General features: G+C 55.1%; 14 protein-coding genes, 2 tRNA genes and 3 rRNA genes. 3 read left to right on the top strand and 16 right to left on the bottom strand.

Going from position 1 to position 22,956, the window contains the following annotated elements; translation table 11 throughout:
- Positions 1-11: 11 nt before the first annotated feature.
- From birA to pepQ, 11 genes are all read right to left on the bottom strand, one after another.
- A complete protein-coding gene (birA, locus tag ACQG11_RS08160; protein ID WP_003861169.1) occupies positions 12-974 on the bottom strand; it encodes a bifunctional biotin--[acetyl-CoA-carboxylase] ligase/biotin operon repressor BirA in 963 nt (320 codons plus the stop codon).
- Positions 971-1,999, bottom strand: coding sequence for a UDP-N-acetylmuramate dehydrogenase (gene murB, locus ACQG11_RS08165; protein WP_280005236.1), 1,029 nt, complete (start codon positions 1,997-1,999; stop codon positions 971-973). Before murB ends, birA begins: the two co-directional genes overlap by 4 nt.
- Positions 2,000-2,133: 134 nt before the next feature.
- A 5S ribosomal RNA gene (gene rrf / locus ACQG11_RS08170) occupies positions 2,134-2,249 on the bottom strand.
- 69 nt (positions 2,250-2,318) lie between these two features.
- A 23S ribosomal RNA gene (locus ACQG11_RS08175) occupies positions 2,319-5,223 on the bottom strand.
- A 170-nt stretch (positions 5,224-5,393) separates the two neighbouring features.
- Positions 5,394-5,469, bottom strand: a tRNA-Ala gene (locus ACQG11_RS08180).
- 105 nt (positions 5,470-5,574) lie between these two features.
- Positions 5,575-5,651: transfer RNA gene (locus tag ACQG11_RS08185), tRNA-Ile, on the bottom strand.
- 70 nt (positions 5,652-5,721) lie between these two features.
- Positions 5,722-7,263, bottom strand: a 16S ribosomal RNA gene (locus ACQG11_RS08190).
- The 16S, 23S and 5S rRNA genes sit together here with 2 tRNA genes alongside, the layout of an rRNA operon.
- A 350-nt stretch (positions 7,264-7,613) precedes the next feature.
- Positions 7,614-8,159, bottom strand: coding sequence for a menaquinone-dependent protoporphyrinogen IX dehydrogenase (gene hemG / locus ACQG11_RS08195; protein WP_022649736.1), 546 nt, complete (start codon positions 8,157-8,159; stop codon positions 7,614-7,616).
- A 10-nt stretch (positions 8,160-8,169) separates the two neighbouring features.
- The gene (trkH, locus tag ACQG11_RS08200) at positions 8,170-9,621 is read right to left on the bottom strand and encodes a Trk system potassium transporter TrkH (protein WP_022649737.1); all 1,452 of its coding nucleotides are present in this window, start codon (positions 9,619-9,621) and stop codon (positions 8,170-8,172) included.
- Positions 9,622-9,662: 41 nt separating this feature from the next.
- On the bottom strand, positions 9,663-10,277 hold the full coding sequence (locus tag ACQG11_RS08205; RefSeq protein WP_015572737.1) for an IMPACT family protein: 615 nt from the start codon (positions 10,275-10,277) through the stop codon (positions 9,663-9,665).
- Positions 10,277-11,608: a Xaa-Pro dipeptidase gene (gene pepQ, locus ACQG11_RS08210; protein WP_017382602.1), complete on the bottom strand. Its 1,332-nt coding sequence runs from the start codon at positions 11,606-11,608 to the stop codon at positions 10,277-10,279. Before pepQ ends, ACQG11_RS08205 begins: the two co-directional genes overlap by 1 nt.
- 190 nt (positions 11,609-11,798) lie before the next feature.
- On the opposite strand from pepQ, the gene fadB reads away from it, so the two are divergent.
- Both fadB and fadA read left to right on the top strand, forming a co-directional pair.
- Positions 11,799-13,988, top strand: coding sequence for a fatty acid oxidation complex subunit alpha FadB (fadB, locus tag ACQG11_RS08215; protein WP_426728300.1), 2,190 nt, complete (start codon positions 11,799-11,801; stop codon positions 13,986-13,988).
- 9 nt (positions 13,989-13,997) lie between these two features.
- On the top strand, positions 13,998-15,161 hold the full coding sequence (gene fadA, locus ACQG11_RS08220; RefSeq protein ID WP_000416981.1) for an acetyl-CoA C-acyltransferase FadA: 1,164 nt from the start codon (positions 13,998-14,000) through the stop codon (positions 15,159-15,161).
- A 189-nt stretch (positions 15,162-15,350) separates the two neighbouring features.
- Here fadA and glyS read toward each other — a convergent pair whose 3' ends face one another.
- The 3 genes from glyS to ACQG11_RS08235 form a co-directional block, all read right to left on the bottom strand.
- Positions 15,351-17,420: a glycine--tRNA ligase subunit beta gene (gene glyS, locus ACQG11_RS08225; protein WP_022649741.1), complete on the bottom strand. Its 2,070-nt coding sequence runs from the start codon at positions 17,418-17,420 to the stop codon at positions 15,351-15,353.
- A 9-nt stretch (positions 17,421-17,429) separates the two neighbouring features.
- Entirely contained in the window at positions 17,430-18,341 is a 912-nt protein-coding gene (glyQ, locus tag ACQG11_RS08230) for a glycine--tRNA ligase subunit alpha (protein ID WP_003860141.1), read from the bottom strand.
- A 160-nt stretch (positions 18,342-18,501) separates the two neighbouring features.
- Positions 18,502-18,807 (bottom strand): YsaB family lipoprotein, encoded by a 306-nt coding sequence (locus ACQG11_RS08235; RefSeq protein ID WP_426728301.1) that lies wholly within the window; start codon positions 18,805-18,807, stop codon positions 18,502-18,504.
- Between the two features lie 184 nt (positions 18,808-18,991).
- Between ACQG11_RS08235 and ACQG11_RS08240 the strand changes: the two genes are divergently transcribed.
- Positions 18,992-19,987, top strand: a complete 996-nt coding sequence (locus ACQG11_RS08240) for an acyltransferase (protein ID WP_022649743.1) — start codon at positions 18,992-18,994, stop codon at positions 19,985-19,987.
- A 52-nt stretch (positions 19,988-20,039) separates the two neighbouring features.
- Here ACQG11_RS08240 and xylB read toward each other — a convergent pair whose 3' ends face one another.
- On the bottom strand, positions 20,040-21,494 hold the full coding sequence (xylB, locus tag ACQG11_RS08245; protein WP_063163876.1) for a xylulokinase: 1,455 nt from the start codon (positions 21,492-21,494) through the stop codon (positions 20,040-20,042).
- Positions 21,495-21,553: 59 nt separating this feature from the next.
- A complete protein-coding gene (gene xylA / locus ACQG11_RS08250) occupies positions 21,554-22,876 on the bottom strand; it encodes a xylose isomerase (protein WP_045622160.1) in 1,323 nt (440 codons plus the stop codon).
- Between the last annotated feature and the right edge of the window lie 80 nt (positions 22,877-22,956).

The following is a 22,956-nucleotide window of genomic DNA, read 5'->3' on the forward strand; positions in this document are numbered from 1 at the left end:
GGGGGAGAGGGTTACTCTGCACTTCGTAATGAAATTTCACCGCCCACCCAGGGCTTAATCACGCCATCCTGTTCAAGCAGCAACGCGCCCTGCGCGTCAATGCCGCGTGATGTGCCGTAAATCTCTTTATCCCCAATCAGCAGCTTCACCGGTCGGTTAATAAAGTTATCCAGCTTTTCCCAGCGGGACAGGAATGGCGCTAACCCCTCTTGTTCAAAGAGCGTCAGCGAACTACGCAACTCATTGATCATGCGGACGGCAAGCGTATTGCGATCGATGGTGATCCCCGCTTCCTGTAGGTTGGTCCAGGCCTGGTTCACGACATCGTTCTGCACGTTTCGCATCACCATGTTCAGCCCCGCCCCAATGACGATCTGTGCGGCATCGCCTGTTTTTCCCGTCAGTTCGACCAGGATCCCCGCCAGCTTTCGATCGTTGAGATACAGATCGTTGGGCCATTTTACCCGCACCTGATCGGCACCCAAATCATGCAGCACCTCTGCCATCACAATGCCGATGACCAGGCTCAGCCCGATGGCCGCAGCTGGCCCCTGTTCAAGCCGCCAGTACATGGAAAGGTAGAGGTTGGCGCCAAATGGCGAAAACCACTTACGCCCCCGGCGGCCACGTCCTGCCTGTTGGTACTCGGCGACGCAGGCATCACCGGATTTCAGCTCGCTCAGGCGATCCAGCAGATACTGGTTCGTCGAATCAATGACCGGCAATACCGCGACGTTACCGTGTCCAATCTGGCTGCGGATGATCTCTTCATTCAGTAACTGGATTGGTTCCGGCAGGCTGTAGCCTTTTCCCGGTACCGTAAACACATCCACGCCCCAGTCGCGGAGCGTTTGAATATGTTTATTGATGGCAGCGCGGCTCATGCCCAGCTGTTCGCCCAGCTGCTCGCCAGAATGAAACTCGCCATCAGCAAGAATACCGATGAGAGTTAACGGAATAGTATTGTCCTTCACGCAATGGTCTCCACGGCATTCACTTCGCCCGTTCGGCCAATAAAGCGAACTTCAGGCTCCAGCCAGACGTTAAATTTTTCGCCCACACGCTGGCGAACATGGTGCGCCAGGTTGACGACATCCTCACTTGTCGCGTTGGACTGGTTGATCAGTACCAGCGCCTGCTGACGATGAACAGCAGCGCCACCAAGCGTAGTACCTTTTAATTCACATTGATCGATAAGCCAGCCTGCGGCCAGCTTCACGCTGCCATCCGCCTGAGGATAATGCGGGGCCGTTGGCCAGCCAGCGAGAAACGCTTTCGCATTTTCGCTGCCGATCACCGGATTTTTGAAGAAACTGCCCGCATTTCCGTTAACTTTCGGGTCCGGTAGCTTGGTCATTCGCATGTGGCAAACGGAATCAAAAACCTCACGCGGTGTGACGGTAGCCGGATCGAGACGGGCCAGATCGCCGTAAGTCAGAACGGGTTTCCATGCTTTCGGCAGACGCAGGCCAACGGCCACAATGACAAAACGATCCTGATAGTCGTGCTTGAAAATGCTGTCGCGATAGCCAAAACGGCACTGCTCTGCGGTTAAGCGTTGAGCATTTCCCGTAGCCAGTTCGATGCAGTCGACATATTCGCAGACGTGTTTCAGTTCGATGCCGTAGGCACCGATGTTTTGAATAGGAGATGATCCTGCACAGCCCGGGATCAGGGCCAGGTTTTCCAGTCCGGGCATCCCTTTTTCAAGGGTATATTGCACCAGATGGTGCCAGTTTTCGCCAGCACCCACGTGTAAATGCCAGCTGTCAGCGCTCTCTTTACGCTCAATCCCCATGATGCGATTAACGATTACCGTCCCCGCAAAATCATCGAGAAACAGGACATTACTTCCTTCGCCCAGAATAAGTACGGGTTCACCGTTTTCTGTTGCGTTTTGCCAGGCATTCAGCAACTGCTGAGCACTGTCGGCACGTACAATTTGATTAGCATTCCGTTGAATACCAAAGGTATTCCAGGGCTTAAGGGAGTGATTCATAGACGCTATCCTGATGCAAAAACCGGGATAGTTTACCGTATATACGAAGGGATGGGTGATTAGTTTATGGAAAGGAAGCAGGTGCAGAAACGCAAAAAGGCCATCCTTGCGGATGGCCTCTTCACTTGTTTGATGCCTGGCAGTTCCCTACTCTCACATGGGGAGACCCCACACTACCATCGGCGCTACGGCGTTTCACTTCTGAGTTCGGCATGGGGTCAGGTGGGACCACCGCGCTAAAGCCGCCAGGCAAATTCTGTTAATCTGTATCAGGCTGAAAATCGTGTCTGTCTCTTCGCCGAAACAGCTTCGGCGTTGTAAGGTTAAGCCTCACGGTTCATTAGTATCGGTTAGCTCAACGCATCGCTGCGCTTACACACCCGACCTATCAACGTCGTAGTCTTCAACGTTCCTTCAGGAGACTTAAAGTCTCAGGGAGAACTCATCTCGGGGCAAGTTTCGTGCTTAGATGCTTTCAGCACTTATCTTTTCCGCATTTAGCTACCGGGCAGTGCCATTGGCATGACAACCCGAACACCAGTGATGCGTCCACTCCGGTCCTCTCGTACTAGGAGCAGCCCCCCTCAATTCTCCAGCGCCCACGGCAGATAGGGACCGAACTGTCTCACGACGTTCTAAACCCAGCTCGCGTACCACTTTAAATGGCGAACAGCCATACCCTTGGGACCTACTTCAGCCCCAGGATGTGATGAGCCGACATCGAGGTGCCAAACACCGCCGTCGATATGAACTCTTGGGCGGTATCAGCCTGTTATCCCCGGAGTACCTTTTATCCGTTGAGCGATGGCCCTTCCATTCAGAACCACCGGATCACTATGACCTGCTTTCGCACCTGCTCGCGCCGTCACGCTCGCAGTCAAGCTGGCTTATGCCATTGCACTAACCTCCTGATGTCCGACCAGGATTAGCCAACCTTCGTGCTCCTCCGTTACTCTTTGGGAGGAGACCGCCCCAGTCAAACTACCCACCAGACACTGTCCGCAACCCGGATTACGGGTCTACGTTAGAACACCAGCCATTAAAGGGTGGTATTTCAAGGTTGGCTCCACGCAGACTGGCGTCCACGCTTCAAAGCCTCCCACCTATCCTACACATCAAGGACCAGTGTTCAGTGTCAAGCTATAGTAAAGGTTCACGGGGTCTTTCCGTCTTGCCGCGGGTACACTGCATCTTCACAGCGAGTTCAATTTCACTGAGTCTCGGGTGGAGACAGCCTGGCCATCATTACGCCATTCGTGCAGGTCGGAACTTACCCGACAAGGAATTTCGCTACCTTAGGACCGTTATAGTTACGGCCGCCGTTTACCGGGGCTTCGATCAAGAGCTTCGCGTTGCCGCTAACCCCATCAATTAACCTTCCGGCACCGGGCAGGCGTCACACCGTATACGTCCACTTTCGTGTTTGCACAGTGCTGTGTTTTTAATAAACAGTTGCAGCCAGCTGGTATCTTCGACTGATTTCAGCTCCGTCCGCAGGGACTTCACCTACATATCAGCGTGCCTTCTCCCGAAGTTACGGCACCATTTTGCCTAGTTCCTTCACCCGAGTTCTCTCAAGCGCCTTGGTATTCTCTACCTGACCACCTGTGTCGGTTTGGGGTACGATTTCGTGTTACCTGATGCTTAGAGGCTTTTCCTGGAAGCAGGGCATTTATCACTTCAGCACCGTAGTGCCTCGTCATCACACCTCAGCGTTAACAAGGTACCGGATTTACCTGGAACCTCCGCCTACATGCTTAAACCGGGACAACCGTCGCCCGGCTGACATAGCCTTCTCCGTCCCCCCTTCGCAGTAACACCAAGTACAGGAATATTAACCTGTTTCCCATCGACTACGCCTTTCGGCCTCGCCTTAGGGGTCGACTCACCCTGCCCCGATTAACGTTGGACAGGAACCCTTGGTCTTCCGGCGAGCGGGCTTTTCACCCGCTTTATCGTTACTTATGTCAGCATTCGCACTTCTGATACCTCCAGCACCCCTCACAGGACACCTTCAACGGCTTACAGAACGCTCCCCTACCCAACAACACATAGTGTCGCTGCCGCAGCTTCGGTGCATGGTTTAGCCCCGTTACATCTTCCGCGCAGGCCGACTCGACCAGTGAGCTATTACGCTTTCTTTAAATGATGGCTGCTTCTAAGCCAACATCCTGGCTGTCTGTGCCTTCCCACATCGTTTCCCACTTAACCATGACTTTGGGACCTTAGCTGGCGGTCTGGGTTGTTTCCCTCTTCACGACGGACGTTAGCACCCGCCGTGTGTCTCCCGTGATAACATTCTTCGGTATTCGTAGTTTGCATCGGGTTGGTAAGCCGGGATGGCCCCCTAGCCGAAACAGTGCTCTACCCCCGAAGATGAGTTCACGAGGCGCTACCTAAATAGCTTTCGGGGAGAACCAGCTATCTCCCGGTTTGATTGGCCTTTCACCCCCAGCCACAGGTCATCCGCTAATTTTTCAACATTAGTCGGTTCGGTCCTCCAGTTAGTGTTACCCAACCTTCAACCTGCCCATGGCTAGATCACCGGGTTTCGGGTCTATACCCTGCAACTTAACGCCCAGTTAAGACTCGGTTTCCCTTCGGCTCCCCTATACGGTTAACCTTGCTACAGAATATAAGTCGCTGACCCATTATACAAAAGGTACGCAGTCACCCCATAAAGAGGCTCCCACTGCTTGTACGTACACGGTTTCAGGTTCTTTTTCACTCCCCTCGCCGGGGTTCTTTTCGCCTTTCCCTCACGGTACTGGTTCACTATCGGTCAGTCAGGAGTATTTAGCCTTGGAGGATGGTCCCCCCATATTCAGACAGGATACCACGTGTCCCGCCCTACTCTTCGAGTTCACAGCAAGTGTGCTTTCGTGTACGGGACTATCACCCTGTACCGTCGGACTTTCCAGACCGTTCCACTAACACACAAGCTGATTCAGACTCCGGGCTGCTCCCCGTTCGCTCGCCGCTACTGGGGGAATCTCGGTTGATTTCTTTTCCTCGGGGTACTTAGATGTTTCAGTTCCCCCGGTTCGCCTCGTTAACCTATGTATTCAGTTAACGATAGTGCAACGGATTGCACTGGGTTTCCCCATTCGGACATCGCCGGGTCAAAGGTTCATATCACCTCGCCGGCGCTTTTCGCAGATTAGCACGTCCTTCATCGCCTCTGACTGCCAGGGCATCCACCGTGTACGCTTAGTCGCTTAACCTCACAACCCGAAGATGTTTCACTTCTGATTGCGAAAATTTGAGAGACTCGAACACACATGAGCTGTGTGTCGTTTCAATTTTCAGCTTGATCCAGATTTTTAAAGAGCAAAACTTCGCAGTGCACCTTTTCAGGTTCACTCTGAAGTTTTCTTGTGTTCGCAGTAAAGGATGGTGGAGCTATGCGGGATCGAACCGCAGACCTCCTGCGTGCAAGGCAGGCGCTCTCCCAGCTGAGCTATAGCCCCATCGTAGTTATCTCTCTACCGGTAATTTTTGTTGACGTAAGGCGTGGTGACACGAAGCATACTCAGGTATGTGAGTGTCGCCGCAACGCAGCATCAGCAAAAATTTGGTAGGCCTGAGTGGACTTGAACCACCGACCTCACCCTTATCAGGGGTGCGCTCTAACCACCTGAGCTACAAGCCTGCAGAGATTTTTTACTGCTGTTTTTCATCAGACAATCTGTGTGAGCACTACAAAGGCAGGTTCTTTAAGGTAAGGAGGTGATCCAACCGCAGGTTCCCCTACGGTTACCTTGTTACGACTTCACCCCAGTCATGAATCACAAAGTGGTAAGCGCCCTCCCGAAGGTTAAGCTACCTACTTCTTTTGCAACCCACTCCCATGGTGTGACGGGCGGTGTGTACAAGGCCCGGGAACGTATTCACCGTGGCATTCTGATCCACGATTACTAGCGATTCCGACTTCATGGAGTCGAGTTGCAGACTCCAATCCGGACTACGACGCACTTTATGAGGTCCGCTTGCTCTCGCGAGGTCGCTTCTCTTTGTATGCGCCATTGTAGCACGTGTGTAGCCCTACTCGTAAGGGCCATGATGACTTGACGTCATCCCCACCTTCCTCCAGTTTATCACTGGCAGTCTCCTTTGAGTTCCCGGCCTAACCGCTGGCAACAAAGGATAAGGGTTGCGCTCGTTGCGGGACTTAACCCAACATTTCACAACACGAGCTGACGACAGCCATGCAGCACCTGTCTCAGAGTTCCCGAAGGCACCAAAGCATCTCTGCTAAGTTCTCTGGATGTCAAGAGTAGGTAAGGTTCTTCGCGTTGCATCGAATTAAACCACATGCTCCACCGCTTGTGCGGGCCCCCGTCAATTCATTTGAGTTTTAACCTTGCGGCCGTACTCCCCAGGCGGTCGACTTAACGCGTTAGCTCCGGAAGCCACGCCTCAAGGGCACAACCTCCAAGTCGACATCGTTTACGGCGTGGACTACCAGGGTATCTAATCCTGTTTGCTCCCCACGCTTTCGCACCTGAGCGTCAGTCTTTGTCCAGGGGGCCGCCTTCGCCACCGGTATTCCTCCAGATCTCTACGCATTTCACCGCTACACCTGGAATTCTACCCCCCTCTACAAGACTCTAGCCTGCCAGTTTCGAATGCAGTTCCCAGGTTGAGCCCGGGGATTTCACATCCGACTTGACAGACCGCCTGCGTGCGCTTTACGCCCAGTAATTCCGATTAACGCTTGCACCCTCCGTATTACCGCGGCTGCTGGCACGGAGTTAGCCGGTGCTTCTTCTGCGGGTAACGTCAATCGACAGGGTTATTAACCCTGTCGCCTTCCTCCCCGCTGAAAGTACTTTACAACCCGAAGGCCTTCTTCATACACGCGGCATGGCTGCATCAGGCTTGCGCCCATTGTGCAATATTCCCCACTGCTGCCTCCCGTAGGAGTCTGGACCGTGTCTCAGTTCCAGTGTGGCTGGTCATCCTCTCAGACCAGCTAGGGATCGTCGCCTAGGTGAGCCGTTACCCCACCTACTAGCTAATCCCATCTGGGCACATCCGATGGCAAGAGGCCCGAAGGTCCCCCTCTTTGGTCTTGCGACGTTATGCGGTATTAGCTACCGTTTCCAGTAGTTATCCCCCTCCATCAGGCAGTTTCCCAGACATTACTCACCCGTCCGCCACTCGTCAGCAAAGCAGCAAGCTGCTTCCTGTTACCGTTCGACTTGCATGTGTTAGGCCTGCCGCCAGCGTTCAATCTGAGCCATGATCAAACTCTTCAATTTAAGTTTGATGCTCGTGAATTAAACTTCGTAATGAATTACGTGTTCACTCAGAGACTTGGTATTCATTTTTCGTCCGAGGACGTTAAGAATCCATGTCACTTTGAGTGCCCACACAGATTGTCTGATAAATTGTTAAAGAGCAGTGCCGCTACGTTTTCGCTGCGGCGCGGGGTGTGCATATTACGCTTTCCCGCTTCAGAGTCAAGCGTTTATTTTGCTTTTCTCTGCTGACCCGGCGGCGTGTGTGCCGTTGTTCCGTGTCAGTGGAGGCGCATTATAGGGAGTTCTTCTGAAGTGACAAGCACTAAATACAAAAAACTTTTCGTTCGCTCACTTTTCAAACTCAACGCTTATTTAACCCGCGAATCGTCCGTTAAACGTGCAATTTCACGGGCAAAACTGGCCACTTGATCCCAGTCGGTATAAACCACTTCTTTACGCGTATCCGTTTCCCCGCCCGTCATCTTCATGATCAGGCGGATCATAAAGCGGTCATACCAGCGGTAACGCGGGTAACGCAGCGCGCCCGCAAAGACAGAACAGATATCGGGCTGCCATGGCGAGCTCAGCAAAAACTTGCGCGTATAGCTGTTAGTCTGCGGTGTACGCTTCTCTGCTTTACGGGCAACCAGGTTGACCGAGTAAAACGCGCCGGGCAGCTTAGCGAGCTCCGCCGTATGCTTTTTCACAAAGCGATCCAGCGCCGGATGGAAATGACCGTAACGAATTGAAGCGCCAATGACCACACGGTCGTAATCCTGCCAGGCAATCTGTTCAGTGCGATTCAGGTTCACCACATCAGAATAAATGCCCAGCTCTTTGAGTTCAGAAGCCAGATATGAAGCAATCTCACGCGTTTGCCCATCACGCGTTGAGAAAAGAATTAACGTTTTCACCAATGTCTCCTTACTCACGCCAGAATGTTGGGGTAAACAGCACCAGCAGCGTAAAGACCTCAAGACGACCAAACAGCATATTGGCGATTAAGATCCACTTTGCCACCGGGTTCATACTGGCGAAATTATCCGCCACGACACCCAGCCCCGGCCCCAGGTTGTTTAACGTTGCCACCACAGAGGCGAAGGCAGAGAAATCATCCACGCCCGTGGCGATAATCGCCAGCATACTGACAATAAAGACCAGCGCATAAGCGGAGAAGAATCCCCACACCGCTTCGAGGATACGCTCCGGCAGTGCACGATTGCCCAGCTTGATGCTGTAAACCGCATTCGGGTGGACGAGACGTTTAAGTTCACGGTTCCCCTGCTTGAACAGCAGCAGAATACGGATCACCTTCAGGCCGCCGCCCGTCGACCCGGCACAGCCGCCGATAAACGCAGAGCACAACAGCAGCACCGGCAGGAACAGCGGCCAACGCGCAATACTGTCCGTGGTGAAACCGGCGGTTGTCGCCATCGATACCACCTGGAAGAAGGCCTGGTTCAGGGTCGTGACCGCCGAGTTATAGACATCGTGGAACCACAGTACCAGGGTACAGATGATCACCAGGGTCAACTGGACGCCAATAAACATCCGGAATTCCGGGTCGCGCCAGTACACCTTCAGGCTCCGTCCGCTAAGCAACGAGAAGTGTAGACCGTAGTTACAGCCTGAGATCAGCAAAAAGATGGCAATGATGGTATTGATCGTCGGGCTGTCGAAGTACCCAACGCTGGCATCGTGGGTGGAGAACCCGCCGATAGCGATAGTGGCAAAGCTGTGCCCGATGGCATCAAACGCAGGCATCCCGGCAAACCACAGCGCCAGCGCGCAGGCCACCGTCAGCAGGACATAAATAAGCCAAAGGGTTTTCGCCGTCTCCGCAATACGCGGGCGCATCTTGTTATCTTTCAACGGGCCAGGCATTTCAGCCCGGTAAAGCTGCATCCCCCCGACGCCCAGAATCGGCAGGATAGCCACCGCCAGCACGATGATCCCCATACCGCCGAACCACTGGAGCATCTGCCGGTAAAAGAGAATTGCATGCGGGAGTGAATCCAGCCCCACAAGCGTGGTGGCCCCGGTGGTCGTTAATCCGGAGAACGATTCAAAAAACGCATCCGTGACGGTGAGATTCGGTTGTTCAGAGAAGATAAACGGCAGCGCACCCACGCTTCCCAGTACCGTCCAGAACAGGACCACGATCAGAAAACCCTCCCGGGATTTCAGTTCACCTTTCTCACGGCGGTTTGGCCACCACAGCAGGGAGCCAATCGTCAGCGCGACAAAAAAGGTTTGCGTAAATGCACGCCCCGCGCCGTCCCGGTAGATAAGCGCCACCAGTCCGGGAATGATCATTGTCCCGGAGAAAAGTATGACCAGCAATCCAACGATTCGGGTAATGGCACGAAAATGCATCTCTGCCGCTTCCTTAGGTATTCAAAATTGTGAGGTGGGGATTATTCTTCAATCGGCAGTAATTGCAATGAACCGCGACTAAAATCAGCGAGTTTTGCTGAAAAAGCAGCCAGTTCCGCCTGAGGAAGCGCCACGCGTAATTGCACCATTGCCTGATAATCACTGTGTGCGATGACGCCGTTAAACTGTTTAAGCAGTGCTTCGATACCCGATAGCTGGGCGTAATCGCATAACAAAGTATATTCCGTAAGTGGCGTTTTGCGGGTTGTTATCAGCAGATTAAGCGCCTGCTGGACACCCCCTCCGTAGGCTTTAACCAGCCCTCCGGTGCCTAACAAAATGCCCCCGTAGTAGCGGACCACGACGGCGGTGATTTCACCCACGCCGCTGCCCATCAACTGGGATAGCATCGGTTTTCCGGCCGTACCCGCCGGTTCACCGTCGTCAGAAAACCCGAGCTGCTGTGAGTCGTCTGGCGGCCCTGCGACCCACGCCACACAGTGATGGCGGGCATCGGGGTGCTGCGCGCGGACGGACTCGACGAACGCCTTCGCCGCCTCCACGCCGTCAGTATGCGCCAACAGCGTGATAAAGCGGCTTTTCTTGATTTCCTCAACAAAGGTGACCGGCTCGGCCGGTATCAGCCAGCTTTCCATCAGGCCAGCTTCAGATCTCGCGTCATGTTCTCGATGCTGTTCTCGTGAATAACCACGTTATCTTCGATACGAATGCCGCCATACGGCTTCAGCGCTTCAATTTTCTCCCAGTTGAAGTGCTTGCTGAACTGCCCTTCGCGCCACGGCGCCAGCAGGGATTCAATAAAGTAGATACCCGGCTCGATGGTCAATACCATACGCGGCGCCAGAACGCGGGTGCAGCGCAGATAAGGATATTTAGACGGTGCCGCCAGGTGCGTACCGGTATCATCCTGCATAAAGCCAGCGACGTCATGAACCTGTAAACCCAGCGGGTGGCCGATACCGTGCGGCATAAATGGCCCGGTCAGATCGTTCTCAACCATCGCCTCTTCGCTCATGTCTTTGACAATCTGATGCTTACGCAGCAGTTTAGCGATGCGCTGATGGAACTGGATGTGATAATCCACATAGCTGGTTCCGGCCTTCATGGTGCCAATCAGCGCCAGCTGTTCGTCGTTCACGTCTTTGATCAATTGCGCAAAATCAGTATCCGCATTCGCCGCCCAGGTACGGGTCAGGTCTGCCGCATAGCCATTGTACTCAGCCCCCGCGTCCAGCAGGAAGCTGCGCATCTCAGCCGGAACCTGATGATCCAGTTTGGTGTAGTGCAGAACCGAGGCATGTTCATTCAGCGCCACGATGTTGCTGTACGGCACGTCGGTATCGCGGTGGCCGGTCGCCGTCAGGTAGGCCTGATTGATATCGAACTCGCTCATACCGGACTGGAACGCTTCGTGCGCCGCACGGTGGCCATTCACCGCCGTTTTTTGCGCTTCACGCATGCAGTAAAGTTCGTAGTCGGTCTTGTAGGCGCGATAGTAGTGCAGATAATCCAGCACGCCTTTCGGGTTGAGTTTATCTGCCGGAATATCCAGACCCAGCGCACGCTCAGGAACCGGACCAATGTAGCCGATGTTCCCACGCGCCGCTGGCAACTGGCTGCCAATGCCGTCTGCTTTTGGCAGCGCAATCACGTCAATTTCTTCGGTCCAGAATGAGGTCGGCAGCGGCTCCACGTTGTGCCAGTAATCGACCGGCAGGTAGAACCACAGTTTCGGCTTGTTCACGCCATCCACCAGCAGCCAGCAATTTGGAACCTGCGTGACAGGCACCCAGGCTTTAAACTGCGGGTTAACCTTGAAGGGATAAGCGTGGTCATCAAGAAAAGTATTCATCAGCTCGCCGGAGTGGATCAGCAGGGCATCCAGCTTGAAGCGGGCCAGTACATCGCGGGTACGTTCCTGTAGGGTAACGATATGATTTTTATAAAGCGAAGCCAGTGAGTCCATCATTCTTCCTTTCGTTTTTTTGACCTCAAGTCATCGCATCTTAGCACACCTCACTCCGGCTGCGTGATTTCCACCGACCGTGATCAGTGCAGCAATTTCTTAATGACTAATTTGCATTTTATTAACATAAATTCCACACTCCGTTTCATCTGGTATGACCAGATCCAATTGCTGGATTCAGGAGACCGACATGCTCTACAAAGGCGACACCCTGTACGTAGACTGGCTGGAAGATGGCATTGCCGAACTGGTGTTCGATGCCCCCGGCTCAGTGAACAAGCTTGATACCGCGACGGTGGCCAGTCTTGGCCAGGCGCTGGATGTACTTGAAAAGCAATCAGATTTGAAAGGGCTGCTGCTGCGCTCCAACAAAGCGGCCTTTATCGTTGGCGCGGATATCACCGAATTCCTGTCGCTGTTCCTGGTGCCCGAAGAGCAGCTGAGCCAGTGGCTGCACTTTGCGAACAGCGTCTTTAATCGTCTGGAAGATCTGCCTGTCCCGACCCTTTCTGCCGTTAACGGTTACGCGCTGGGCGGCGGCTGCGAATGCGTGTTAGCCACTGATTACCGTCTGGCGACCCCAGACCTGCGCATCGGCCTGCCGGAAACCAAACTGGGCATTATGCCGGGCTTTGGTGGCTCGGTGCGTATGCCGCGCATGTTGGGTGCCGACAGCGCGCTGGAAATCATTGCCGCAGGTAAAGATGTCGGCGCGGAACAGGCGCAGAAAATCGGTCTGGTGGACGGCGTGGTTAAGCCTGAAAAACTGATTGAAGGCGCTGTAGCCATTCTGCGTCAGGCGATTAACGGCGATCTCGACTGGAAAGCCAAACGTCAGCCAAAGCTGGAGCCGTTGAAGCTCAGCAAAATTGAAGCCACCATGAGCTTCACCATCGCCAAGGGCATGGTGATGCAGACGGCGGGTAAACACTACCCGGCGCCGATCACGGCGGTGAAAACCATTGAAGCGGCAGCCCGTCTGGGCCGTGATGAAGCCCTGAAGCTGGAAAACCAGAGCTTTGTCCCGCTGGCGCACACCAACGAAGCCCGCGCGCTGGTTGGTATCTTCCTTAACGATCAGTTCGTGAAGGGCAAAGCCAAACAACTCACCAAAAACGTTGAAACGCCAAAACACGCGGCGGTACTCGGAGCGGGCATTATGGGTGGCGGCATCGCCTACCAGTCTGCCTGGAAAGGCGTGCCGGTAGTGATGAAAGACATCAACGAGAAATCCCTGACGCTGGGCATGACCGAAGCGGCCAAGCTGCTGAATAAACAGCTTGAGCGCGGCAAAATTGACGGTCTGAAGCTTGCAGGCGTGATCTCCACCATCCAGCCAGTACTGGAATACAGCGGTTTCGACCGTGTGGACGTGGTGGTTGAAGCGGTCGTCGAGAACCCGAAAGTGAAAAAAGCGGTGCTGGCCGAAACCGAAGACAATGTACGTCCGGAAACCGTGCTGGCCTCTAACACCTCCACCATTCCTATCAGCGAACTGGCGAGCGTGCTGAAGCGTCCGGAAAACTTCTGCGGGATGCACTTCTTTAACCCGGTGCATCGCATGCCGCTGGTCGAAGTGATCCGTGGGGAAAAAACCTCCGACGAAACCATCGCCAAAGTGGTGGCGTGGGCGAGTAAGATGGGCAAAACGCCAATCGTCGTTAACGACTGCCCGGGCTTCTTCGTTAACCGCGTGCTGTTCCCGTACTTCGCCGGTTTCAGCCAGCTGCTGCGCGACGGCGCAGACTTCCGCAAAATCGACAAAGTGATGGAAAAACAGTTCGGCTGGCCGATGGGCCCGGCGTACCTGCTGGACGTTGTCGGCATCGACACTGCCCATCACGCGCAGGCGGTGATGGCGGCGGGCTTCCCGCAGCGCATGCAGAAAGATTATCGCGACGCCATTGACGCCCTGTTCGACGCCAACCGCTTTGGGCAGAAAAACGGTCTGGGCTTCTGGCGCTATAAAGAAGACAGCAAAGGCAAACCGAAGAAAGAAGAAGATCCGGCGGTGGATGGCCTGATGGCCGACGTCAGTCAGCCAAAACGCGACTTCACTGACGATGAGATCATCGCCCGGATGATGATCCCGATGATCAACGAAGTAGTGCGTTGCCTAGAAGAAGGCATTATCGCCAGCCCGGCAGAAGCGGATATGGCGCTGGTGTACGGCCTCGGCTTCCCTCCGTTCCACGGCGGCGCGTTCCGTTGGCTGGATACGCTCGGCAGCGCTCGCTATCTCGATATGGCTCAGCAATATCAGCACCTCGGTCCGCTTTATGAGGTGCCGGAAGGTCTGCGTAACAAAGCGCGCCATAACGAACCCTACTATCCAGCAGTTGAGCCAGCCCGTCCGGTTGGCACGCTGAAAACGGCTTAAGGAGTCACAATGGAAAAGGTTGTCATTGTTGATGCAATTCGCACCCCGATGGGCCGTTCAAAAGGCGGTGCATTCCGTAACGTGCGTGCGGAAGATCTCTCGGCGCACCTGATGCGTAGCCTGCTGGCGCGTAACCCGGCGCTGGACCCTGCTGCGCTGGACGATATTTACTGGGGCTGCGTCCAGCAGACGCTGGAGCAGGGTTTCAACATCGCCCGTAACGCGTCTCTGCTGGCGGAGATCCCGCATTCGGTTCCGGCGGTCACCGTCAACCGTCTTTGCGGTTCGTCGATGCAGGCGCTGCACGACGCGGCACGGATGATCATGACCGGCGATGCGCAGGCCTGTCTAGTGGGCGGCGTGGAGCACATGGGCCACGTGCCGATGAGCCACGGGGTCGATTTCCATCCGGGCATGAGCCGCAACGTGGCGAAAGCCGCCGGTATGATGGGCCTGACCGCCGAGATGCTCTCCCGTCTGCACGGCATCAGCCGTGAAATGCAGGATGCCTTTGCCGCGCGCTCGCATGCCCGCGCCTGGGCCGCCACGCAGTCTGGTGCCTTTAAGAATGAGATCATCCCAACCGGCGGTCACGACGCAGACGGCGTACTGAAGCAGTTCAGCTACGACGAAGTTATCCGTCCTGAAACCACTGTTGAAGCGCTTTCTACCCTGCGTCCGGCGTTTGATCCGGTCACCGGCACGGTAACGGCGGGCACCTCGTCTGCCCTGTCCGACGGTGCCGCCGCCATGTTAGTGATGAGCGAAAGCCGCGCCCGCGAATTAGGCCTGACGCCACGCGCCCGCGTGCGTTCGATGGCAGTCGTGGGCTGCGATCCTTCCATCATGGGTTACGGTCCGGTCCCGGCGTCAAAACTGGCGCTGAAAAAAGCGGGGCTGAGCGCAAGTGATATCGACCTCTTTGAGATGAATGAAGCGTTCGCCGCGCAGATCCTGCCGTGCATTAAAGATCTGGGGCTGATGGATCAGATCGACGAGAAGATTAACCTCAATGGCGGCGCGATCGCCCTCGGTCACCCGCTGGGCTGCTCCGGGGCGCGTATCAGCACCACGCTGATCAACCTGATGGAACGCAAAGATGCCCAGTTCGGACTGGCGACGATGTGTATCGGGTTGGGTCAGGGGATCGCGACGGTGTTTGAGAGAGTGTAAATGTAAATAAGGAAAAGTATCTTAAAGCCAATGACGTCAGAACAAGGCGGCAAGCGAGCGAATCCCGATGAGCTTACATTAGTAAGTGATTCGGGTGAACGAGCGCAGCCAACGCAGTAATGGCGCCATTGGCGAAGAGAGACAGTTTAGTTGCCGTTCTTCCCGCCTGTCAGGGGCGGGTTTTTTACATTATTGCAGCAGCGAAATATCCGCCACGCGCAGGAACAGCTCACGCAGTTTCTCAAGCATCGAGAGACGGTTAATACGCAGCTCTTTATCTTCCACATTCACCATCACCTTCTCGAAGAAGGCATCGATGACGTCACGTAGCTCCGCCAGCTCCACCAGTGCTTCCTGGTAGCGACCTTCCGCGAAATACGGCTCCAGCTTGTCGCGCAGCACCACAACCTGCATCGCCAGAGAAATCTCTTCCGGCTCTTTCAGGGTTGCAGCGTTTACGCGTTCGTTCAGCGTCTCGTCGGATTTCGCGAGGATATTGGATACACGCTTGTTGGCCGCGGCCAGCGCAGACGCCGCTTCCAGCGTACGGAAGTGGGATACCGCTTTCATACGCGCATCGAAATCTGCCGGACGGGTCGGACGACGCGCCAGCACCGCCTGAATGGTATCAACGGAGTAACCTTCGTCCTGATACCACGCGCGGAAACGACCGAGCATAAAGTCGATAACATCATCCACAACCTTCGCGTTGGTCAGCTTATCGCCGTACAGACGGACCGCTTCTTCGGTCAGCGTTTGCAGATCGAGATTGAGGTTCTTCTCTACGATGATGCGCAGCACGCCCAGCGCAGCACGACGCAGCGCAAACGGGTCTTTGTCGCCTTTCGGATGCTGACCGATACCGAAGATACCCGCCAGGGTGTCCATCTTATCGGCAATCGCCACGGCGCAGGCAACCGGGTTAGACGGCAGATCGTCACCGGCAAAGCGCGGCTGATACTGCTCGTTCAGGGCCACAGCCACGTCTTCCGCTTCGCCGTCATGACGCGCGTAGTGCATGCCCATCACGCCCTGGGTGTCGGTAAATTCGAACACCATGTTGGTCATCAGGTCGCACTTGGAGAGCAGGCCCGCGCGGGTAGCGTGGTTAACGTCGGCGCCAATTTCACGGGCAATCCAGCCGGACAGCTCCGCGATACGGTCAGTCTTGTCGCGCAGCGTACCCAGCTGCTGCTGGAAGAGTACGGTTTGCAGACGCGGCAGGTTATCTTCCAGACGTTTTTTACGGTCGGTGTTGAAGAAGAACTCGGCGTCCGCCAGACGTGGACGCACCACTTTCTCGTTACCGGAGATAATCTGGCTCGGATCTTTCGATTCGATGTTCGCGACGAAGATGAAATTTGGCAGCAGCTGGCCGTCGTTGGCGTAAACCGGGAAGTACTTTTGGTCACCCTTCATGGTGTACACCAGCGCTTCAGCCGGAACGGCCAGGAATTTCTCTTCGAATTTCGCGGTCAGCACAACCGGCCATTCGACCAGAGAGGTCACCTCTTCCAGCAGGCTATCGCTCAGATCGGCATTACCGCCAATTTTGCGCGCCGCTTCTTCGGCGTCAGCTTTGATTTTGGCTTTACGCTGTTCGTAGTCAGCAATGACCTTACCGCGCTCCAGCAGGATCTGCGGGTACTGATCAGCATTGTCGATGGTGAACTCCGGCTCGCCCATAAAGCGATGGCCGCGGATCACGCGATCGGACGCCACGCCCAGAATGGTCGCCGGAATAACGGTATCGCCCAGCAGCAGGGTCACGGTGTGAACCGGACGCACAAAGTGTACGTCAGACGCTCCCCAGCGCATCAGCTTAGGAATCGGCAGCTTAGCCAGCGAGGTCGCAATCATATCTGGCAGCAGCGCTTCCGCGCTTTCGCCTTTCACATGGGCACGATACAGCAGCCATTCACCTTTGTCGGTGGTCAGACGTTCGGCCTGATCGACGGTGATACCGCAGCCGCGCGCCCAGCCTTCAGCCGCTTTGCTCGGCTTGCCTTCCGCGTCGAACGCCTGGGCAATGGCCGGGCCACGTTTTTCAACTTCGCGATCCGGCTGAGACGCCGCCAGATTTGCCACTTTCAGCGCAAGACGACGCGGTGCAGCAAACCACTCAATTTTACCGTGCGCCAGGCCAGCGTTATCCAGCTCAGCAGTGACGTTCGCAGCGAAAGATTCAGCCAGGCTGCGCAGGGCTTTTGGTGGCAGCTCTTCAGTGCCGATTTCCACCAGGAAAGTTTTCTCAGACATGGCCGCCTCTTATTTGTTTCGGTTGCACATCGGGAAGCCAAGGGCTTCACGGGACGCGTAGTAAGCTTCAGCAACGGCTTTGGTCAGGGTACGAATACGCAGAATGTAGCGCTGACGTTCAGTCACGGAGATCGCTTTGCGGGCATCCAGCAGGTTGAAGCTGTGGGCAGCCTTCAGAATACGCTCGTAGGCAGGCAGCGGCAGCGGAGTCTCCAGCGCCAGCAGCTGCTGGGCTTCTTTCTCGTACTGCTCGAAGCAGGTGAACAGGAAGTCTACGTCCGCGTATTCGAAGTTATAGGTGGATTGCTCCACTTCGTTCTGATGGAACACGTCGCCGTAGGTGGTTTTACCCAGCGGGCCGTCGCTCCAGACCAGGTCGTAAACGCTGTCTACGCCCTGAATGTACATGGCCAGACGTTCCAGACCATAGGTGATTTCGCCGGTGATCGGTTTACATTCCAGACCGCCAACCTGCTGGAAGTAGGTGAACTGGGTCACTTCCATGCCGTTCAGCCACACTTCCCAACCCAGACCCCAGGCACCCAGCGTTGGGTTTTCCCAGTTATCTTCCACGAAACGAATGTCGTGAATGGTCGGATCCATACCCAGCTCTTTCAGTGACCCGAGGTACAGTTCCTGAATATTGTCAGGTGATGGCTTAATCACCACCTGGAACTGATAGTAGTGCTGCAAACGGTTCGGGTTTTCGCCGTAACGGCCATCGGTCGGACGACGGGATGGCTGAACATAGGCGGTCGCCATCGGCTCTGGCCCTAACGCGCGCAGGCTGGTCATCGGGTGTGAGGTGCCTGCGCCAACTTCCATGTCCAAAGGTTGAACAATGGTGCAGCCCTGACGAGCCCAGTAATCCTGTAAGGTCAGGATCAGGCCCTGGAAGGTCTTGGTATCAAACTTTTGCATAGTATTTCGTGCTGGATACGTGTGGTTTTAAATGGAAGGGATCAGTATACCCGCTGGCTGCAAGATATACAGTACGAAACGGGGTTGTTTAGGGAAAATTGGGGAATAAGCCCTACAGCCAGAACCTGCGAAGGCTCTGGTTGCTGCTTATACGAGCAATTTAGCGCATTGAGAGATGTAAAAACTGGCCGTCTGCATCAAAAGAGTAGACAAAGCCCTCTTTACGCGCCGTATAGCCTTTCAGTTCATAGCTGCCCTGAAAGCGCTCGAAGCCGTTAATATGAATTTTCTGTGCTTCGGAATTATAACGTTGAGCCGCCTGATCCCTGCACAGCTGTTCCATATTCAGGGAACGCTCCGGGCTCATTTTCCCCTGCTGCGCTTTTTGGACTGGAGCCTCCTGAGAAGCACTGCACCCTGCTAATAAAAGCAGCAGAAAGAGTGACGCCCCACGCTTCATCATCATTTTTATTACCGCCCTGGTCAGTGGCTGTTATTTTTAGTAGCAACACGTTTATAGATTAATGTTCAACATTCTGCGAATCTCGCCAGCTCCCGACAAGACAGCCTGGTTAAACTCAGAATTTTCCAAGGGAAAAGTTTTACGCAATCGCAGTCACACTTTCTTTATCAGGAATACAGAGGAACTGATGCAGTCAAAAATTAACTGGATTGATAACCTGCGGGGAATAGCCTGTCTGATGGTGGTGATGATCCACACTACGACCTGGTATGTCACGAACGCGCACAGTATCAGCCCTGTTAACTGGGATGTCGCCAATATTCTGAACTCAGCCTCACGCGTGAGCGTCCCGCTGTTCTTTATGATTTCCGGTTTTCTCTTTTTTGGCGAGCGTAGCGCGCAGCCGAGACATTTCATCCGTATTGTCTCCTGTTTGCTGTTTTACAGCGCCATTTCGCTGCTCTATATCATCCTGTTCACTTCAATTAATGCTGAACGTTCCCTGCTCAATTTGTTGCAAAAACCAGTGTTCTATCATCTGTGGTTTTTCTTCGCGATAATGGTTATCTATCTGGTTTCGCCGTTAATTCAGGTAAAAAACGTTAGCGGTAAAATGCTGCTGGCCTTGATGGTAATAATCGGGATCGTGGCAAACCCGAATACCGTCTCACAGAAAATTGATGGCTTTGAATGGCTGCCCGTTAACCTCTATATCAACGGCGATACGTTTTATTACGTGCTGTACGGCATGCTGGGGCGCGCCATCGGCATGATGGAGACGCAAAAGAGAGGAATAAACTGGCTTTGCGCGGCAGCATTTATCGCCGGTGTGTTTATTATCTCTCGAGGGACGCTGCACGAGCTGCAATGGCGCGGAAACTTTGCCGATACCTGGTATCTCTACTGCGGGCCGATGGTCTTTATCTGCGCGGTTTCGCTGCTGACCCTGTTTAAAAACACCCTGAATGCCCGCCCGCTTCCGGTGCTGGGGTTTATCTCTCGCCACTCGCTGGGCATTTACGGTTTTCACGCGCTGGTGATCCACGCCCTGCGCACCCGCGGCGTTGAGCTTAAAAGCTGGCCGGTGCTGGATATTGTCTGGATATTTACCGTTACGCTGGTTGTCAGCCTGCTGCTCTCAATGCTGCTGCAACGCATCGATACACGCAGGTTTGTGAGCTAACCCGGTTGAAGGCTGGCAGGCCGGGTAAGCGTTAGCGCCACCCGGCTCCTGTTTATGACATTAGCGGTAAAAGCTGCTGATAGATTTTGCGGAAAACGTCTCGTCTTTCAGCGTAGCGAGCATGATTTTTCGCATCAGGACGATGCTGCTGTTCAAGCGGCAGCTGGGGCAAAAGCTGGGGCAGTGGTTTATCCCGGTTCAGCGCAATTTGCGCCAGCCGTGCCGCACCGAGCGCCGGACCAACATCTCCCCCAGTACGATAGTCCAGCTGCAACCCGCTGATATCGGAAAGCATCTGCCGCCAGTAGCTGCTTCGTGCCCCGCCGCCAATTAACGTAATGCTGGATGGCGTCAGGCCACAGTCATGCACGACATCCATGCCGTCCGCCAACGCATAACCGACCCCTTCAAGCACCGCGCGCGCCAGCTCTGCCGGGCCGTGCTGATGGGTAAGGCCGAAGAAGACCCCTTTCGCTTCCGGGTTGTTATGCGGCGTCCGCTCGCCGGAAAGGTACGGTAAAAACCAGACCGCACCGGCAGTATCATCCGCCTGCTGTGCCGCTGTGATAAGCGCCGGGACGTCCGCCATTCCGGTCAGCTTTGCCGCCCAGTCGAGGCAGGATGCCGCGCTCAGCATCACCGACATCAAATGCCATTTACCCGGCAACGCGTGGCAGAAGCTGTGTACGGCGCTTTCAGGGTTACTACGATAGCCGTCACTGACGGCAAAATAGACGCCGGAAGTGCCGAGCGAGAGCATGGCCTGTCCTGTCTCCACCATCCCCACGCCGACCGCACCCGCCGCATTATCGCCACCGCCGGCAACGACAGGTACGGCTGGCATATTCCAGCGTTCAGCAACAGAAGGCTGCAAAGCGCCCGTGATATCACTGCCTTCAAACAGCGCAGGCATATGATCGCGCGTCAGCTGGCAGGCATCCAGCATCGCTTCGCTCCAGTCCCGTTTCGCCACGTCGAGCCACATCGTGCCCGCGGCGTCAGACATGTCGCTGGCGAAATCCCCCGTCATGCGAAAACGCAGGTAGTCTTTCGGCAACAGAACCTTCGCCACCTGACGAAAAATCTCAGGCTCATGGCGCTGCACCCACAGGAGTTTTGGCGCGGTAAAACCGGGCATCATCAGATTGCCCGTAATCTCGCGGGACGCAGGCACACGCTCCTCAAGGATCGCGCACTCTTCCGCACAGCGGCCATCGTTCCAGAGAATAGCCGGGCGCAGTACACGATGCTGGCTATCCAGCAGCGTGGCGCCATGCATTTGCCCGGCAATGCCCAGCGCTTTCACGTCGCGCAGGCTGTGCTGCTCACCTAAGGCTTTCATCGCGCGGTCCGTCGCCTGCCACCACTGCTCCGGATCTTGTTCCGACCAAAGTGGCTGCGGGCGTGAAACCTGCAACTTTTCAGTCTGCGTGGCTAACACATCGCCCTGCTCGCTTAACAGGATGGCTTTCACCCCCGACGTGCCAAGATCGATCCCGATATACATGTGGTGACTCCTTTGACAGAAATGCCCGGCGGCGCTGCGCTTACCGGGCATGAATGCTGTTATTTATCGAACAGGTAGTGATTGACCAGGTTTTCCAGCAGTTCCTGATGGCCGCTCTGATGCTGCGGTGCCAACTGATGCTGTTCAGCGTACTTCGCGATCTCCGCAAGCGATAACTGACCTTTCAAAATTTGCTGGCCCAGCTCACTGTTCCAGCCGCTGTAGCGCTTCGCCACGCGCTTATCCAGCTCACCGTCTTCAATCATACGGGCCGCCACCTTCAGCGCCAGCGCCATGGTGTCCATCGCGCCAATATGCCCGTAGAACAAATCGTATTTATCGGTGCTCTGGCGACGCACTTTGGCGTCGAAGTTCAGGCCGCCGGTGGTGAAACCGCCCGCTTTGATGATTTCGTACATCACCAGCGCATTCTCTTCGACGCTGTTCGGGAACTGGTCGGTATCCCAGCCCAGCTGCGGATCGCCGCGGTTCGCATCCACCGATCCGAAGATGCCCAGCGCAATCGCAGAGGCGATTTCGTGATGGAACGAGTGGCCCGCCAGCGTGGCGTGGTTAGCCTCAATGTTCACTTTGATCTCTTTTTCCAGACCAAACTGCTTCAGGAAGCCATACACGGTGGCGACATCGTAGTCGTACTGATGCTTGGTTGGCTCCTGTGGTTTTGGCTCAATCAGCAGCGTACCGCGGAAGCCGATTTTGTGCTTGTGGTCCACAACCATCTGCATAAAGCGGCCAATCTGCTCACGCTCCTGGCGCAGGTCAGTATTCAGCAGCGTTTCATAGCCTTCACGACCGCCCCAGAGAACGTAGTTCTCACCGCCCAGCTGATGCGTGGCGTTCATCGCAGTCACGACCTGGGTTGCCGCCCAGCTGAAGACTTCCGGGTCCGGGTTGGTTGACGCGCCCGCGCCATAGCGAGGGTTGGTAAAGCAGTTAGCCGTACCCCAGAGCAGCTTCACGCCGCTTTGCTGCTGTTTTTCAGCCAGCACGTCGACCATCTGCGCAAAATTGTTCAGATACTCTTTCAGCGACGCCCCTTCCGGCGACACGTCCACATCGTGGAAACAGTAGTACGGCACGTTCAGCTTATGGAAGAACTCGAACGCGACGTCGGCTTTACGCTTCGCCAGCTCAATGGCCTCGCCCGGCTGTTGCCATGGACGGTCAAAAGAGCCCACGCCGAACATATCGGCACCGTTCCAGCAGAAGGTGTGCCAGTAGCAGGCGGCAAAGCGCAAGTGATCTTCCATGCGCTTACCCAGCACCAGCTCATCCGGGTTGTAGTGACGAAATGCTAAAGGATTGGTCGTTTTCGTGCCTTCGAAACGAACGCGATCGAGTTGGTCGAAATAAGCTTGCATATTGAGCTCCATAATCAGGGTATGCGGCGTGGTCTTGCTTCTGGAGTAATAGTGAATAGACATTGGAGGTTGCTCAATTA

Origin of the sequence: Enterobacter cloacae complex sp. 372C4 (genome assembly GCF_050030615.1) — a bacterium.
In the GTDB taxonomy this organism is placed as follows: Bacteria; Pseudomonadota; Gammaproteobacteria; order Enterobacterales; family Enterobacteriaceae; genus Enterobacter; species Enterobacter intestinihominis.

What these genes read in the sequence shown, in the direction of transcription:
- pepQ (WP_017382602.1), bottom strand. Translation starts at nt 11,608, where the DNA reads ATGGACTCACTGGCTTCGCTTTATAAAAATCATATCGTTACCCTACAG.
- xylB (WP_063163876.1), bottom strand. Translation starts at nt 21,494, where the DNA reads ATGTATATCGGGATCGATCTTGGCACGTCGGGGGTGAAAGCCATCCTG.
- ACQG11_RS08205 (WP_015572737.1), bottom strand. Translation starts at nt 10,277, where the DNA reads ATGGAAAGCTGGCTGATACCGGCCGAGCCGGTCACCTTTGTTGAGGAA.
- ACQG11_RS08240 (WP_022649743.1), top strand. Translation starts at nt 18,992, where the DNA reads ATGCAGTCAAAAATTAACTGGATTGATAACCTGCGGGGAATAGCCTGT.
- xylA (WP_045622160.1), bottom strand. Translation starts at nt 22,876, where the DNA reads ATGCAAGCTTATTTCGACCAACTCGATCGCGTTCGTTTCGAAGGCACG.
- trkH (WP_022649737.1), bottom strand. Translation starts at nt 9,621, where the DNA reads ATGCATTTTCGTGCCATTACCCGAATCGTTGGATTGCTGGTCATACTT.
- fadA (WP_000416981.1), top strand. Translation starts at nt 13,998, where the DNA reads ATGGAAAAGGTTGTCATTGTTGATGCAATTCGCACCCCGATGGGCCGT.
- fadB (WP_426728300.1), top strand. Translation starts at nt 11,799, where the DNA reads ATGCTCTACAAAGGCGACACCCTGTACGTAGACTGGCTGGAAGATGGC.
- glyQ (WP_003860141.1), bottom strand. Translation starts at nt 18,341, where the DNA reads ATGCAAAAGTTTGATACCAAGACCTTCCAGGGCCTGATCCTGACCTTA.
- ACQG11_RS08235 (WP_426728301.1), bottom strand. Translation starts at nt 18,807, where the DNA reads ATGATGATGAAGCGTGGGGCGTCACTCTTTCTGCTGCTTTTATTAGCA.
- glyS (WP_022649741.1), bottom strand. Translation starts at nt 17,420, where the DNA reads ATGTCTGAGAAAACTTTCCTGGTGGAAATCGGCACTGAAGAGCTGCCA.
- murB (WP_280005236.1), bottom strand. Translation starts at nt 1,999, where the DNA reads ATGAATCACTCCCTTAAGCCCTGGAATACCTTTGGTATTCAACGGAAT.